Source organism: Venatoribacter cucullus (assembly GCF_016132445.1).
In the GTDB taxonomy this organism is placed as follows: Bacteria; Pseudomonadota; Gammaproteobacteria; order Pseudomonadales; family Oceanobacteraceae; genus Venatoribacter; species Venatoribacter cucullus.
The window spans coordinates 1,407,855-1,423,273 of the sequence record NZ_CP046056.1 but is presented as its reverse complement, the minus strand read 5'-3'; the positions used below and the strand labels follow the sequence as shown (position 1 = coordinate 1,423,273).

At 58.8% G+C, this 15,419-nt stretch carries 16 protein-coding genes; 1 reads left to right on the top strand and 15 read right to left on the bottom strand.

The window, feature by feature from the left end:
* The 4 genes from GJQ55_RS06745 to GJQ55_RS06730 are packed head-to-tail and all read right to left on the bottom strand — an operon-like array spanning position 1 to position 5,618.
* Positions 1-504 (bottom strand): MotA/TolQ/ExbB proton channel family protein, encoded by a 504-nt coding sequence (locus GJQ55_RS06745; protein ID WP_228344216.1) that lies wholly within the window; start codon positions 502-504, stop codon positions 1-3.
* 3 nt (positions 505-507) lie between these two features.
* A complete protein-coding gene (locus tag GJQ55_RS06740; protein ID WP_228344215.1) occupies positions 508-1,908 on the bottom strand; it encodes a MotA/TolQ/ExbB proton channel family protein in 1,401 nt (466 codons plus the stop codon).
* The gene (locus GJQ55_RS06735) at positions 1,908-2,660 is read right to left on the bottom strand and encodes a DUF3450 domain-containing protein (protein WP_228344214.1); all 753 of its coding nucleotides are present in this window, start codon (positions 2,658-2,660) and stop codon (positions 1,908-1,910) included. The genes GJQ55_RS06740 and GJQ55_RS06735 overlap by 1 nt, the downstream gene beginning before the upstream one ends.
* A gap of 60 nt (positions 2,661-2,720) precedes the next feature.
* On the bottom strand, positions 2,721-5,618 hold the full coding sequence (locus tag GJQ55_RS06730; protein WP_228344213.1) for an insulinase family protein: 2,898 nt from the start codon (positions 5,616-5,618) through the stop codon (positions 2,721-2,723).
* Between the two features lie 73 nt (positions 5,619-5,691).
* On the opposite strand from GJQ55_RS06730, the gene GJQ55_RS06725 reads away from it, so the two are divergent.
* Positions 5,692-6,837, top strand: a complete 1,146-nt coding sequence (locus GJQ55_RS06725; RefSeq protein ID WP_228344212.1) for an aminotransferase class V-fold PLP-dependent enzyme — start codon at positions 5,692-5,694, stop codon at positions 6,835-6,837.
* A gap of 76 nt (positions 6,838-6,913) precedes the next feature.
* On the opposite strand, the gene GJQ55_RS06720 is transcribed toward GJQ55_RS06725, so the two are convergent.
* The 11 genes from GJQ55_RS06720 to rpmF form a co-directional block, all read right to left on the bottom strand.
* Positions 6,914-7,264 (bottom strand): PilZ domain-containing protein, encoded by a 351-nt coding sequence (locus GJQ55_RS06720; RefSeq protein WP_420907161.1) that lies wholly within the window; start codon positions 7,262-7,264, stop codon positions 6,914-6,916.
* Between the two features lie 21 nt (positions 7,265-7,285).
* Positions 7,286-8,290, bottom strand: a complete 1,005-nt coding sequence (locus GJQ55_RS06715; protein WP_228344210.1) for a DNA polymerase III subunit delta' — start codon at positions 8,288-8,290, stop codon at positions 7,286-7,288.
* Positions 8,287-8,931: a dTMP kinase gene (gene tmk, locus GJQ55_RS06710; RefSeq protein WP_228344209.1), complete on the bottom strand. Its 645-nt coding sequence runs from the start codon at positions 8,929-8,931 to the stop codon at positions 8,287-8,289. The genes GJQ55_RS06715 and tmk overlap by 4 nt, the downstream gene beginning before the upstream one ends.
* A 6-nt stretch (positions 8,932-8,937) precedes the next feature.
* The gene (gene mltG / locus GJQ55_RS06705; protein WP_228346730.1) at positions 8,938-9,978 is read right to left on the bottom strand and encodes an endolytic transglycosylase MltG; all 1,041 of its coding nucleotides are present in this window, start codon (positions 9,976-9,978) and stop codon (positions 8,938-8,940) included.
* Positions 9,972-10,793: an aminodeoxychorismate lyase gene (gene pabC, locus GJQ55_RS06700; protein ID WP_228346729.1), complete on the bottom strand. Its 822-nt coding sequence runs from the start codon at positions 10,791-10,793 to the stop codon at positions 9,972-9,974. Before pabC ends, mltG begins: the two co-directional genes overlap by 7 nt.
* Complete coding sequence (fabF, locus tag GJQ55_RS06695; RefSeq protein ID WP_228346728.1) at positions 10,786-12,027, bottom strand: beta-ketoacyl-ACP synthase II; 1,242 nt, start codon at positions 12,025-12,027, stop codon at positions 10,786-10,788. Before fabF ends, pabC begins: the two co-directional genes overlap by 8 nt.
* Positions 12,028-12,112: 85 nt before the next feature.
* Positions 12,113-12,346: an acyl carrier protein gene (acpP, locus tag GJQ55_RS06690; RefSeq protein WP_228346727.1), complete on the bottom strand. Its 234-nt coding sequence runs from the start codon at positions 12,344-12,346 to the stop codon at positions 12,113-12,115.
* Between the two features lie 45 nt (positions 12,347-12,391).
* Positions 12,392-13,132 (bottom strand): 3-oxoacyl-ACP reductase FabG, encoded by a 741-nt coding sequence (gene fabG, locus GJQ55_RS06685; RefSeq protein ID WP_228346726.1) that lies wholly within the window; start codon positions 13,130-13,132, stop codon positions 12,392-12,394.
* Position 13,133: 1 nt separating this feature from the next.
* The gene (gene fabD / locus GJQ55_RS06680; protein ID WP_228346725.1) at positions 13,134-14,072 is read right to left on the bottom strand and encodes an ACP S-malonyltransferase; all 939 of its coding nucleotides are present in this window, start codon (positions 14,070-14,072) and stop codon (positions 13,134-13,136) included.
* 125 nt (positions 14,073-14,197) lie between these two features.
* Complete coding sequence (plsX, locus tag GJQ55_RS06675; RefSeq protein WP_228346724.1) at positions 14,198-15,217, bottom strand: phosphate acyltransferase PlsX; 1,020 nt, start codon at positions 15,215-15,217, stop codon at positions 14,198-14,200.
* 1 nt (position 15,218) lies between these two features.
* Positions 15,219-15,404, bottom strand: coding sequence for a 50S ribosomal protein L32 (gene rpmF / locus GJQ55_RS06670; RefSeq protein ID WP_228346723.1), 186 nt, complete (start codon positions 15,402-15,404; stop codon positions 15,219-15,221).
* Between the last annotated feature and the right edge of the window lie 15 nt (positions 15,405-15,419).

The following is a 15,419-nucleotide window of genomic DNA, read 5'->3' as shown; positions in this document are numbered from 1 at the left end:
TCAGTCCGTAGGTAAGGAATCAGCGAGCCGGCGGACGGCACGCTCGGATAAACGTTTAAAACGAGTGCGGAAGTACAACCCGGTTAATGCCACCACCAGCCCGGCCATGGTCGGAATGGTGGCCTGCGAAATACCGTTGGCCATGGCGCGGGCATTGCCGGTACCGGTCACTGCCAGCACATCAAACACGCTGACCATGCCGGTGACCGTACCCAGCAGCCCCATTAAGGGACAAATGGCAATCAGGATGCCGACCGCTGACAGGTATTGCTGGGTCGCCTGTTTATGCTGACTGAGCAGGCCGAGCCGGATTTTGCGCGCCATCCAGCTGCGGTGTTCCGGGCGCTGTTGCCAGTGCGCGGTTAATTGCGCACGCAGAGCCGGCAGCTCGCGGTAAAAAAACCATAACCGCTCCAGAATCAGGCTCCACAGCAGCAGGCACAGCAATAAGATGCCGTACAGCACCGGACCGCCCTGGGCGATAAAGTCCAGCAGCCACTGCATGGCTTACTGCCCTGCCTGCGGCTGTTGCTGCTGTTGTTGCTGCTGTTGCTCCAGAGCGGTGGCCATCAGGCCGGCCGACTGTTCATCCAGCAGCTGCACCAGATTCTTGCTGCGCGAGGCCACCCAGTTATGCGCCAGCAGCAGCGGAATGGCCGCCAGCAGGCCCAGTACGGTGGTGACCAGCGCCTGAGAAATACCCGCCGCCATCAGTTTCGGATCGCCGGTGCCAAAGTTGGTAATGGCCTGGAAGGTGGCGATCATGCCGGTGACGGTGCCCAGCAGCCCCAGCAGCGGCGCAATGCCAGCAAACAGCTTGATAATGGCCTGTCCGCGTTCCAGTGCCGGCAGTTCGTGCAGTACGGCCTCGTCCATTTTCGCTTCCAGCGTATCCATATCCACCGGGCGCGGCAGATTCTGATAAACCTGCAGTACGCGGCCCAGCGGATTATCAGCAGTGGGCTGAGTAATATCCTGCTGCTGCCGGCGGACCTTGGCGGCAATGCCTTCCAGGGTAATCAGCCGTACCGCCGCAATCAGCAGGCCGATAAGGCCCAGCGCGATAATGATGTAACCCACCAGCGCGCCCTGCTGAATGCGTTCAATCAGATCCGGGCTTTCCAGCGACAGGGTTAATAACGCGCCCCGGCTGGGGTCAATGGCAACCGCGGCAACGGTGTCGGTGCTGGTCAGATAATCCTGCGCCAGGCCCGCCTGTGCCGGTTGCCGCCCCAGCGCCCGCAGCTGTTGCAGTTCCGCATCAAAGCTCAGGTAGCCGGCGTCATCCAGCGCATTAAATACGCCCAGTCTGACCACGCTGCGCGGCGCGCTGCTGCCATCGGTATTGATGACGGGTGCGTCAAAGCGGCGGATGGCGCCGTTGATGCTCATTTCCTGCTGCAGGGTAAACCACAGGTCTTCCAGTTCGGCGATGGTCGGCAGCTCTTTGGCGCCGGCCAATTTATCCAGATCCGCTTTGCGCTGCGGCAGCTCCACGCGGGTGAGGCTATCGGCCAGCACGGTGTTCAGATCGCCGGCAACCTGACGTACCACGCCAAACATTTCACCGAGGTTGCCCACCCGCAGGCGCAGCTCTTCTTCGCGCTCAGTCAGGGCCTGTTCGTTGTTGTCGAAGCGTTTTTTCAGGCTGTCGGCCAGTTGCTGTTCGCGTTTCAGTGCCGCGCGAGCTTCACTCAGCAGGCGATTCTGCTCGGCAACATCGGCCAGGAACGCCGCTTCACGGGCTTTATTCTGGCTGTTTTCAGCACGCTGATAGCTGCCAATTTGTTGCAGCAGATTGGCCAGCGGATCGGGTTTGGCGGCCGGAGCATTGTCTTCTGCCAGTGCCAGCGGGCTGGCCAGCGCAACGCTCAGTAATAAGGTGCGGGCGTGTTTAAACAGGTTCATCAGGAAGCCTCCCCGCGCAGTGACGCCGGCGTCGGCAGCGGCACCACCAGCATTTCCGGTGCGGCAGTTTGCTGGGCAACCTTCAGGGCTTTGCGCAGATCACGCAGATAGCCGCTGTCCAGCGCCAGCCATTGTTGTTGCGGGTGCCAGACCCAGGCCTGGGTGCCGTCGTTGCTCATACGGTACAGAGCCAGCCGGCCGATGCGCAGAAAATCGTATGAGATGCCGTCCAGCTGAGCGCGGTAGGCTTCGATATTGCGGCCATAATCCACTTCGATCTGGTAGGCCTCGAGCACGCGGCGGAATTTCTCCGACACTGTCACGTCGGCACGCAGCAGCAAGTCCTGCAACAAGGCCAGGCGGGCGCTGCGCTCCTGGGCCAGGAACGGCGTGTCCAGCCCGACAAACTGCTCGAGGGAATCGAGCATACGGCTCATCAGCGGCAGAATGCCCCGCTCGGTGCGTTCAATTTCGAGAATTTGTTTGGCCAGCGATACCAGCTCTTCTTCCTGGCTGTTGACGATGGATGTCATCTGGCGGTTGTACAGCGCCAGCTGATCCGCTTCCGCGCGCAGCTGCCGGTATTCGTTCAGCAGTTGCTGGGCCTGATCGTCCAGTTGCTCGACTTTTTGCTGGGACTGCCGGCCGCTCTGGTCGGTGTTGGTGATCTGTTGCTGGGCAGAATTGAGTGGATCAGCCTGTACGCCAAGGCTGAACAGCAGCCCGGCCACAGCAAAATGCTTGATGGTCACAGTGATTCCCTGTCGGTATCAGAAAGCAGGCCGGCATTATGCCGGCCTGTTTGGTGTTAATCAATAATCGTTCGCAACAAATCCCAGTTTTTCCGCCAGCGCTTCGCTGCCCCGCGGCGCCAATACCGCACGCTGACCGGTTTGCTCACGCAGGTACTGTGCCGCTACCCGCTGCACATCCGCCCAACGGGTGCGCAGCAAGCCTTCGCGGAACTGCTGGCGCAGCAAGCGGCTGCGGCCGCTGCGATCCAGATGGAAGAACTGCTTGGCTTCACCGGCCGGTGAACCCGGACGGTCCATGCTGCCGATCAGGCCCAGTACGGATTGTTCCACCAGATCCTCGCCGGCCGGACGCTGCAGTACCCAGTCAATGGAAGCGGCAAAGTCAGCAAAGGTGCCTTCCACCCGCGGATCGCGGTAGGAATAGAACTTAAAGCAGCCCAGTGCTGAATCCTGGGTGGCGCCGGCGCCATAGGCACCTCCTTTTTCACGGATAGCGGTGTGCAGGAAGGCATTGCGCAAGACGCCGGCCAGCACCGCCAGTACCGGCGCATCTGCGTGCTCCATAGTGACGGTCGGCAGCGCCCAGGCGCAGAAATTCACCTGACTGTCCACCATCCACCAGTTGGGATTCTGCCCGCTTTGCCAGCTGACCGGCTGCGCCGGGGCAACCCCCGCCGCCGGCCAGCATTGCTGCACAGACTGCCGGTGAGCATGAGCGCCCTGCTCATCATGCACCAGCAAAACTTCCTGTGGCAGACTGAATTGCGCCGCCAGGTCCTGCAGCGCCGTCGTTAAAAACGCCCCGCCCTGTTGTTGCGCCAGCAGCACCCGTTCTTTCAGGCGCTTAATTTGCGGCATGCCGCCCAGTTCGTCAGCGATATCAGCCGCCGCATTCAGCGGTGCCGCCGCCAGCGACATGGCCAGACCATGACCATTACCGGTAATGCCCTGCTCGCGGCGGGAACGCGCCTGGGTTAACAAATCCACCAGCCGGTCGGATTCACTGAAATCGGCGCTGCTCCAGGTTTCCTGCATCAGGGTGCTGAAGTCATCCGCTTTTGCCGTTAAGGCCTTGCCGGTCATCACCAGATAACCCTGCAATGCGTTGCAGTTATCCACCGCGCCTTTGATGCTGGCGTATGAAGTCAGACTGCCCACGGTGGCGGTTTGTTTCTGCTGCTGGAACAGGTAATCGTTGCCACCGGCACCCACTTCGGTCCAGGCCTGGGTAAAAAACGGCAGCCAGGTCAGCTGCTCGCGGTTCAGCGCCGGCAGATCGGCAAGCAGCTGCTGATACAGCAGGCCATTGGTGCCAACCACATATTCGGTGGCTGGCAGGCCCTGATGGTGTTGCGCGGCCGGGGCGATATAGCTGACCTGCGGACGCACATCGGCCAGCGTTACCTGCGGCAGAATGCCGGCATCGTCTTCCTGCGCCTGACGCGCTTCCAGTGCCTGAGTACGTTCCAGAATGGCTTGTTTATCGGCGTCGGTCAGGCAGCTGCGGATGGCTTCCAGTTGCTCCTGCTCCAGCCGTTTGCTTTCCTCTGACAGCTCCGCATCGGGGCGCAGGGTGAAGCGCACGCGGTGACGGTTATTCAGCAGCAGTCGCTGCACGGCTTCCTGCATAAAGCCCGGCTGGCTGGCTTTGGCGCGCAATTGTTCCAGCGCCGGGTCCAGATTCAGCAGCGCCGCCGGATCCCCGTAATGGGTTGCCGCCGGCAAGGCATTGAACATCAGCTGCAGACCGTAGGGATAATGGTCACCACCGATTTCACGCTGGTGTAATTCCAGCTGATGCAGGGCGGCATCAATCATGTCCTGCGGCACGCCTTCGTCGGCCACCTGCTGCAGCGTGGCGAGAATCAGTTGTTCGACCGCTTCGGCATGCTCCGGCTCGCTGCCTTCAATGCCACACATAAAGCTCATTTCGCGGTTGGAATCCTCCAGCCCACACAGTGGTGACGGCGCACCACCCAGTTCGGTTTCTTCCAGCGCCCGGCGCAGCGGCGAGGCACTGTTATCGAGCAATACCTGGCTGACCAGATGCGCTTCCAGCTGATCGGCCAGATCGGTGGAGTTGCCCAGCAACCAGCCCACCACATGATGGGTGGCGGCGTTCATATCGTCACTGTCGAGGGCGTAACGCTGCTCCACCGCCACCGGCGCCGGATAGCGTTTTTCCGCCGGCACCCGCCATTGCTTGTGCTGCCGCTCAAAGCGACTCAGCGCCTGGGCTTCCAGTTTCTGATGCAGCTCCGTCACATCCAGGTTACCGAAGGTCATAAAGATGGCGTTGGAGGGGTGATAATGACTGCGGTAGAAATCCAGCAGCTGCTCGTAGGTTAAATCGGTAATGGCCGCCGGTTCACCGCCGCTGTTGTAGTGGTAAGTGGTGGTCGGAAACAGATAGCTGCTGATGCCCTGCCACAGCTGGCTGACCGCCGACGACATGGCGCCTTTCATTTCATTGAACACCACGCCTTTGTATTCCAGCGGCGATTCGGGATTGCCCGGCTCACTGAATTCAACGCGATGGCCTTCCTGGGCAAAGTCCAGCTCGTGCAGACGGGAAAAGAACACGGCATCCAGGTACACATCGAGCAGGTTGTTAAAGTCTTTGTCGTTCTGCGAGGCAAAGGGATAGGCCGTCCAGTCGCTGCTGGTCATGGCGTTCATAAAGGTATTCAGCGAGCGGCGCGTCATCATAAAAAACGGGTCACGCACCGGGTATTTTTCACTGCCGCACAGGGCGGTGTGTTCCAGAATGTGTGCCACGCCGGTGGAATCGTGCGGCATGGTCCGCAGTGCGACCAGAAAGACGTTCTCATCGTGGTCGGTGGCCAGGTGGTAATGCACGGCTCCGGTGGCCAGGTGTTCGTAATGCTGAATTTCAATATTCAGTGATTCAACGCGGGTGCTGCCGACATGGCGAAACGCAGGGGATGGTGACATACAGCTCTCTGCTTATCCTGATAATGAAAGTTGGGTATGGTAGCAGCTTCGCTGCGCCCTCAACAGGAACGATATGACCTCGCCAAGCCTTTCCGACTACACCACAGAGTTCCCTGTGAACGATGAATGCCTGTACCTGAACCACGCCGCGGTGGCCCCCTGGCCGGAGCGGGCACGGATCGCGGTAGCCGATTTTGCCGCCGAGAATACCGCCCTGGGCGCCAGCCGTTATCCGCACTGGCTGACCACGGAAAACAGCCTGCGGCGCAATCTGGAAACCCTGCTGGATGCCGAGCAAGGCAGCGTGGCGCTGGTAAAAAACACCTCAGAAGCGCTGTCCTTTGTCGCCGCGGGCCTCAGCTGGCAAGCCGGCGATGTGGTGGTGATCAGCGATCAGGAATTTCCGTCCAACCGCATTGTGTGGGAATCCCTGCGCAGTAAGGGTGTGCAGGTGGTGGAAGTACCGCTGCCCTGGCATGACCCGGAAGCGGCCTTGCTGTCTGCCATTGCGCAAAAGCCGCGCCTGGTCTCTGTTTCGGCGGTTCAGTACGCCAGCGGCCTGACCCTGGATTTACTGCGTATCGGCGCGGCCTGCCGTGCCAATGGTGTGCTGTTCTGCGTGGATGCCATTCAGGCGGTGGGCGTACTGCCCTTCTCGGTGCGCGCCATTCAGGCCGATTTTGCCATGGCCGATGGTCATAAATGGTTGTTGGGGCCCGAAGGATTGGGCTTCTTTTATGTACGGCCAGACATGATGGAACAGCTGCAACCGGTGGAATTCGGCTGGCACATGGTGGCGGATGTGGGCAACTACGACCGCCGCGACTGGTCGCTGGCACCGGACGCGCGCCGTTACGAATGTGGTAGCCCCAATATGCTGGCGGCCGCGGCGCTGAATGCCAGCACCGGATTATTGCTGGAGGTGGGCATGGAACGGGTGGCGACTCAGGCCGTCACCAATGTGCTGTATCTGCGGGAATTACTGCAGGATATGGGCGCGGTGTGTCTGAATCCGCTGCTGGATCAGCGTCCGTCCGGCATTCTGACGGTGAATTTTATGGGCAAAGACAACGCGCAGTTGCACAAATTGCTGATGGAAGCCGGCGTCATCTGCACCCAGCGTGGCGGCGGTATTCGTCTGTCGCCGCACTTCCATACCACCCGCGAGGTACTCGACGACGCTGCGGACGCACTGGAATGCCTGTTGGAAGCGCTTTAAGAATGGCTGAGCGGGCATAAAAAACGGGAGGCAGTGTCTCCCGTTTTGCTATCCATTGAATGGCAGTACGCCGGATTTACAGCGTATGGGTCACACGGTCAGACTTCAGGGCGCCGGCCAGCAGGGTTTCGATTTTGTCGCGGGCCATGCTTTCATCACCGGTAAACTGCACGCCGATGCCCGCCACTTTGTTGCCCTGCGCGCCCTTCGGGGTAATCCAGATAACCCGCCCTGCCACCGGTACTTTTTCCGGCTCATCCATCAGTTTCAGCAACATAAAAACTTCATCGCCCATCTGATATTGCTTACTGGTAGGAATAAACAAACCACCTTCTTTAATAAAAGGCATGTACGCCGCGTACAGCACGGATTTGTCTTTGATGGTCAGCGACAGAATACCACTGCGGGCGGCAGCAGCCGGATTCATGCTCATAAAGTCTCCCACAACTCAGATAGTACCGCTGGGCGATTGGCCGTTTTGTATCAGGGCCTGCCAGTGCAGCAGCAAGGATTCGCACAGTAATTGTTTATTGTAATTGCCCAGGCCAGACAGTAACTGACCCAGCACAGCCTGTACTTTGGCCTGCAAGGTTAGCAGCTTTGCCGGGTCCAGGGTAGCGCAGTCACACAGCGCCTGCACGTCGCCCGCCAGCGTCTGTTGGGCTGCCGGCACCCCCATGCGGGCCTTTAGACAATCCGATAAAACCAAGTAAAACCAAGAGGTTACATCAGACATCTCGATTTTACTCCAGCTTTCAGCCAGAGGCTGTAAGGCCAGCTCTCCCCGACTCCACTGCCCCAGCTGCTGCTGCCATTGCTGCTGCTGACGACCACGCTCCTGCTGTAGCCAGGCCAGTGCCGCCAGCGGCGCCCCCATGTTCAGCCGTAAAGCCAGACTGGCCTGCTCGCTGTCAATGCCCTGCTGCTGCAGCCAGCTTAACGCCTGCGCAGCGGACGGCGTGGCTAAGGTTAAACGCTGACAACGGCTGCGGATGGTCGGCAACACCGAACCAAAGCGCTCAGTCTCCAGCAGCAGATAACTTTCACCGGCGGGTTCTTCCAGCGTTTTCAGCAAGGCGTTGGCAGCGTTGGCGTTCATTACCTCGACCGGGCTGAGAATAACCACCTGGCTCTGGCTGATTTGCGGTGTCTGGGCGAGAAACTCATTCACTTTGCGGATGGCATCAATACGGATCTGGCGGCTGCCTTCTTCCGGCACACAGAGCAGAAAATCCGGATGCGATCCGGCCGCCCAGAGTTTGCAGCTGTGGCATTCGCCGCAGGCTTGCCCGCTGCGGTTCTGACACAGCAACCATTGGGCCGTATGCAACGCCAGCCCGTGTTTGCCAATGCCTTTATTGCCGGTCAGTAACATTGCGTGCGGCAGGCCGTTGCCACGCTGACGTTGCAACAGTTCCTGCCACACCGGCTCCTGCCAGGGAAGCAGACTCATAAACCGGTTAACTCCTGCAGCACGGCGGCGATCTGTGCCTGCACATTGTCCAGCGGCTGGCTGGCGTCGATCCGCCGCATCCGCCGGTTATGTTGCGCCAGCCAGTGAAAGCCCTGCTGCACCCGCTCAAAGAATTCCTGCTGTTCCTGCTCAAACCGGTCAATCACGTCACCATTGCTGATGGCCCGGCCTCTGGCGCGGGCCATGCCGATACCCAGCGGCGCATCCAGCAGAAAGGTGCAATCCGGCTCCAGGCCACGCTGCACCAGTAATTTAAGCTCTTCAATCCAGGCCTGTGGCAGGCCGCGGCCAAAGCCCTGATAGGCCACCGTGGAGTCGGTGAAACGATCACAGACCACCCACTTGCCGGCGATCAGGGCCGGCTTGATTAAGGTGTTGATGTGCTGGGCGCGGGCAGCAAACACCAGCAGCAACTCCGCCATGGGGTCTACCGGTTCGCTGTGATGGGCTTTCAATAGTTGATTGCGGATGGTTTCTGCCACCGGTGTTCCACCGGGTTCACGGGTAACAAGTACTTCAACGCCGTGGCTGCGCAGCCACTCAGCACAGAACTGAATATTGGTGCTTTTGCCGACTCCCTCACCGCCTTCAAAGGTGATAAAACGTCCGGGCTGTATCATGCAGTCTTATTCCTCTGCGGATGCCGGGCTGGCCGGCGGCGGTGCTGAACGGTAATCCGTCCGGCGGTTGCGGATCTGGTATTCGCGGACGGCGCGATTATGCGCCTCCAGCGTATCGGAAAATACATGGGTACCATCGCCACGGGCGACAAAAAACAATTCTGTGCCCTCTGCAGGATGCAGAGCCGCTTCCAGCGCTTTGCGACCAGCCAGGGCAATGGGTGTGGGCGGCAAGCCGCGATGACGGTAGGTATTCCAGACATTGGCGGCATCGCGCAGATGGCTGCGGCGCAGATTGCCGCTGAAGGCTTCTCCTAAGCCGTAAATCACTGTTGGGTCAGTCTCGAGGCGCATTTTTTTCTGCAAGCGGCGTACAAACACGCCGGCAATCTGCGCCCGTTCATACTCCACGCCGGTTTCCTTCTCCACCAGCGAGGCCATGATTAAAGCATCATAGGGCGTTTTATAGGGCAGCCCCGGTTGGCGCTGTTCCCAGGCCTGCTGCAACTGCTGCTGCATCCGCTGATAGCCCTGCTGCAGCAACACCGATACTTTTTCACCGCGCTGGAATACATAGGTGTCGGGGTAAATCCAGCCTTCAGCACTGCCGTTAATGCCGAGCAAGCGGGCGACCTGCTCTTCATTGAAAGGTTCAACATCTTGTTGCAGGCGCGTCTCTGCCGCCAGCAAGCGCAATGCTTCGCGCAACGGCTGACCTTCAATCAGGGCAATGCGGTACGACACCGGCGTGGCAGTGGCGAGTAACGCCAACAGTTCGGTGCCATTTAAACCGGGCGGAATGTCGTATTCGCCGGTACGCAATGAACGCTCATAACCCAGCAAGCGGGCCTGAATACGCAACACCAGCGCCGAAGGCAACCAGCCATCCGCTTGCCATTGCCGTGACAAGGCACTCAGGGTTTGTCCGGGCCGGATATCAACGCGAACGGTGTCGGTATTGTTGAGTGGCGCCAGCCAGTTGGCCAGCAGCAAACCACACAGCAGAACCAGCAACAGCGACATGCCGGTCAGAATCCGTTTCAGCAAAATAGTGCCTCCAGGCGTTGCTGCAAATAATCAATATGGTGCTGACCGTCTTTATGATGAAAAACCCGGTCCGCCAGACGATGAACGGCAATGATACCGTTGAGCGTGTTGCAGAAAAACACAGATTCCGCCGTCAGTAGCATTTCTGGTGTGATGTCGGCCACAGAAACCAGCTGCTCCTGCAGTAACCAGCGCCGTACCACGCCGTTCACTCCGGCTTGCGTCAGCGGCGGCGTCAGCCAGTGGCCTTGCCAGCACACCACCAGATTGCTCATACAACCCTCGACGACCTGCCCCGAGGTATCGCACAACACCAACTCCTGGCAATGGTCTGGCATAGACTGACGCGCCAGTACCTGCTCCAGCCGGTTCAGGTGTTTAAAACCCGCCAGCAAGGGCTGCCGGCTGAGCGCAACCTGGCCAAGGTCAGCGACAAATCCCTGCGGAAAGCGCTGATACGCCCACGACGGTGGCGTGAACGACTGCCATAACAGCCGCAACTCCGGCGCCGACGGCATAGCGTATCCTCGAGGGCCAGAACCACGACTGACCAGTAACTTTCCTGCACCCGGCTGGCGTGCTGCCAGCGGCAGCGCCTGCCAGGCCTGTTCAATGGTATCCAGACTGCCGGCGGGAAAGTGCAGCGCCGTCAGGCCCTGTTGCAGGCGCTGGCGGTGAAAAGCCCACAAGGGCGCCTCCCCCTGTGCATTGAGGCGAATGGTCTCAAACAGGCCATCGCCATAATGCAGGGCGCGATCATCACAAGCCCAGCTGGCCGCTTGCCAGCTGCCCTCAACCCAGATCAGATCAGTCATGATACTGGCGGAACAACAGGCTGCCGTTGGTGCCACCAAAGCCAAAGGAGTTGGAAATGGCCGCCCGGATTGGCATTTTGCGCGCCTGATGCGGCACATAATCCAGATCGCAGCCGTCATCCGGGTTATCCAGATTGATGGTCGGCGGCGCCACGCCATCGCGGATGGCCAGCACCGTAATCAGCGCTTCCAATGCGCCAGCGGCACCGAGCAGATGCCCGGTCATGGATTTGGTCGAGGAGACCGCCAGCCGGTAAGCATGCTCGCCAAACAGGTCTTTAATGGCGTTGGTTTCGGCAATATCACCCGCCAGTGTTGATGTGCCGTGAGCGTTGATATAGTCGATATCCTGCGGCTGCAGGCCGGCATCGTTCAGTGCGGCCGCCATGGCCAGACGGGCACCGGCGCCGTCTTCCGGCGGACTGGTAATGTGGTGAGCATCATCACTGAGGCCGAGCCCGGACAATTCGGCATAAATGGTCGCCCCACGTGCCTGGGCGTGCTCCAGTGCTTCCAGCACCAGCACCGCGGCACCATCGCCCAGCACAAAACCATCCCGGTCTTTATCCCACGGGCGGCTGGCTTTTTCGGGTTCGTCATTACGGGTACTCATGGCGCGGGCAGCGGTAAAACCCGCCATGCCCAGCGGCGTGCCGGCCATTTCCGCACCGCCGGCTAGCATGACATCGGCATCGCCATAGGCGATGGTGCGTGCGGCATAGCCGATATTATGGGTGCCAGTGGTACAGGCGGTGGTAATGGCAAAGTTGGGACCGCGAAAACCATAGCGGATGGCAATGTTGCCGGATGCCATATTGATCACGGAACCGGGCACCAGAAAGGGTGATACCCGCCGCGGACCGCTGTTCAGCAGCTGCTGGTGGTTGGCTTCAATGGTGCCAATGCCACCGATACCGGAGCCGATGGCCACGCCGACACGGTCTTTATCCAGCTGTTCCGGCAATGCGGCATCGGCAACGGCCTGCTCTGCGGCAACCATGGCGTACTGCATAAAAAGGTCGATTTTGCGGGCGTCCTTTTCACTCATTACGCTGGTGACATCAAAATTCTTAACCGCACCACCAATGCGGGTGCTGTAGGCGCTGGCATCAAAACTGCTGATCGGCCCGATACCGCTGCGCCCCTGCAATAAGGCCTGCCAGGTATCTGCCAGGTTCAACCCCAGTGGGTTAACTGTCCCCATTCCGGTAACTACGACCCGTCGCTTTGTCATAACTGTCCGCTTCTGTCAGTAAAAATTACAGGCATAAAAAAAGCCGCATCCGGTGACAGAGGCGGCCTTCTGTACATCACGCCAATCAGAGATTTGCGATGATGTAATCGATAGCTTCCTGAACGGTGGTCAGTTTTTCTGCCGCTTCGTCCGGAATTTCGGTTTCGAATTCTTCTTCCAGAGCCATTACCAGCTCTACAGTATCCAGGGAATCAGCGCCCAGATCGTCTACGAAAGAAGATGAAGCTTTAACGTCTTCTTCTTTTACGCCCAGTTGTTCACAGACGATTTTTTTTACGCGTTCTTCGATATTGCTCATGGTTTTTTCCTACCGTTTCAGAGTTTCCTGTGGCCTCGGAAGACCTCAGCCCATATTCATGCCGCCATTCACATGAATGGTCTGGCCTGTTATGTATCTGGCGTTGTTGCCGGCTAAAAAGGCAACCGCACCTGCAATTTCTTCTGGCTGGCCAAAGCGCTTGCCCGGAATGGTCGCTAGGATCGCTTCTTTTTGCGTTTCAGGCAAGATATCCGTCATATCTGTCTGAATAAATCCTGGCGCTACACAATTGACCGTAATGTTACGGCTGGCGATTTCCTGTGCCAGTGAGCGGGTAAAGCCCTCAAGGCCTGCCTTGGCTGCTGCATAGTTGGCCTGACCGGCATTACCTGTGGTGCCAATGATGGAGCTGATGTTAATAATGGCGCCATCCTTCTGCTTCAGCATGGGTTTTACCATTGCCTTGCAGACGCGGAAAACCCCACTTAAGTTGGTATTGATTACGTCATCCCATTCAGCGTCATTCATGCGCAGGAACAGATTGTCGCGGGTGATCCCGGCATTGTTAACCACCACATAAGGGGTACCAAAGCGGGTCAGAAAATCTTTCAGAGCGGCTTCGGTTTGCACCGGATCGGCGATATTCAGCACCAGTGCATCGTGCTCAGCACCCAGCGCCTGCAGTGCCATACGAACGGCTGCAGCACCGCTGTCGCTGGTGGCCGTGCCTACTACACGAAAGCCTTCCTGCACCAGACGTTCGGCAATGGCACGACCGATGCCGCGGGAAGCACCCGTCACCAGAGCCAGTTTTTGTTCGCTCATATCAGTTTCCTTGTAAGCGGGCCATGCAGGCCTGCAATGCCGCCAGATCACCGCTATTCAGGGTTTCCAGGGACTTGTCGATACGTTTATTCAGACCATTCAGCACCTTGCCGGGGCCAAACTCAACGGCCAGATCGGCGGCAGCACGGGTAGCCTGTACGGCACCGGTCCAGTTAACCGGGCTGTACAGCTGTTCCAGCAAGCGCTGCGGTAATTCTTCCAGCGTGGCTGGTGCGTTGGTGGCGTTGTGATAAACCGCAAACTCCGGCGCCCGGAAAGCAACAGCGGCCAGCGCCTTACCAAACTCTTCCGCGGCGGCCTGCATCAGGCTGGAGTGAAACGGCCCACTCACGGCCAGCGGCAGAGCGCGCTTGGCACCGGCTGCTTTAGCCAGTTCAATAGCCTTTTCCACACCCGCCATGGCACCGGCGATGACGATCTGCCCCGGAGCGTTAAAGTTGGCTGGTTCAACCACAGCCACCTGTGACGCTTCGGCGCAAACGGCGCGAATCTGCTCTTCTTCCAGACCCAGCACAGCGGCCATACCACCCTGCCCGGCCGGCACGGCGGCTTCCATCAGCTCGCCACGTTTTTTCACCAGCCGTACGGCATCGGCAAAATCGACTGCATTAGCGGCAACCAGCGCTGAATATTCACCCAATGAGTGACCGGCGGCAGCGACCACATTCAGTGCCGGGCAATGGGCTGTAACCGTACGCCACAACGCCACACTGGCGGTCAGCAACGCGGGCTGGGTATTAAAGGTAAGATTCAGGGTATCCGCGGGGCCGTTCTGTACCATGGCCCAGAGATCGAAACCTATGGCATCACTGGCTTCGGCAAAGGTTTCGGTAATCAGGGGGAATTCCGCAGCGATATCCGCCAACATGCCCACTTGCTGAGCACCCTGGCCGGGGAAGAAAGCAATTACATCCGTCATTCAGGAATCCTGTAGTCAAATTCATTGTTATCCGTTGCTGTACCAGTGCCGGAAACAGGACACATAGTATGGGGTCAGATTGTTACAATAAATGGGCAACAATGCACAAGATTATTGAATCAGATTCACTCATTGACGCTATTCAGGCGCGATTGCAGCATCTGCAGGGAGTCACTTAATGCCGCAGCATTGTGCTGCTCCAGCTGCTGCAGCACATAACGCAGAGCATGGCGGAATGCCCGCGCATCGGACTTGCCGTGGGTTTTGATCACCACACCATTCACACCCAGCAGTAACGCCCCACCATGGCGGGCCGGTGAGATGCGCTGCTCAATGCGCCGGATAGCCAATAGCCACAAAGGCGCCAGCCAGCGCCGCAGCCAGTGATGACGGAATTCCTGCTGCAGCAACTCCAGCAACCATTCGGATAAGCCTTCACTGGCTTTCAGGACGATATTGCCGGCAAAACCATCCGTAACCAGCACATCCAGCTCGCCCCGGTAAAGATCATCGCCTTCACAAAAACCATGATAATCATCACCCAGCAAGGCTCGCAGCTGCTGGTCGGCATTTCTCACGCAATCAGTGCCCTTGGTGGCTTCACGGCCAACATTCAGCAAGCCCACCGACGGGTTGCCGCCGCGCTGCAGGCGACTCCAGCTCCAGCCCAGGGCCGCAAACTGCACCAGTTGTCCGGAGGACACACTGAGATTGGCGCCCAGGTCGAGCATTAATAAAGGCTTGCCGCGAGTGGGCAGCAGAGTGGCCAGGGCTGGCCGGTCAATGCCGGGCAAGGTGCCCAGCAGGTGTCGCGATAACGCCATCAGCGCACCGGTATTGCCAACCGACAGCACGGCCTGAGCACGTTGCTCACGAACTTCGTTAATGGCTGCCGCCATGGTGGAGTTCAAACCGCCGCGCAGAACCCGCGAAGGTTTATCATTCATGTCGACCTGATCGCTGCAGATCAATAACTGAACCCGGGCCGAGCGACCCAGAAGGCGCCCTGCTTCTGCAGCAACAACCGCAGTCACAGCGACAATCAAACGAATATCCGAACGCTGACGCAATAAATTCCGACAGGCCCGTAACGCAACGCGGGGACCTAAGTCCCCGCCCATTACATCTACCGCAAGGGTAAACATATCAGTCGTTGCTGGTTTCCACGACCTTCTTACCACGGTAGAAACCATCCGCAGTCACATGGTGACGACGGTGAGTTTCACCACTGGTCGGATCGGTAGCCAGGGCGATTGCCGAAGTATCCAGCGCATCGTGCGAACGACGCATATCACGCTTGGAACGGGAAACTTTGTTTTGTTGAACTGCCATTTCAAGGCTCCTAAC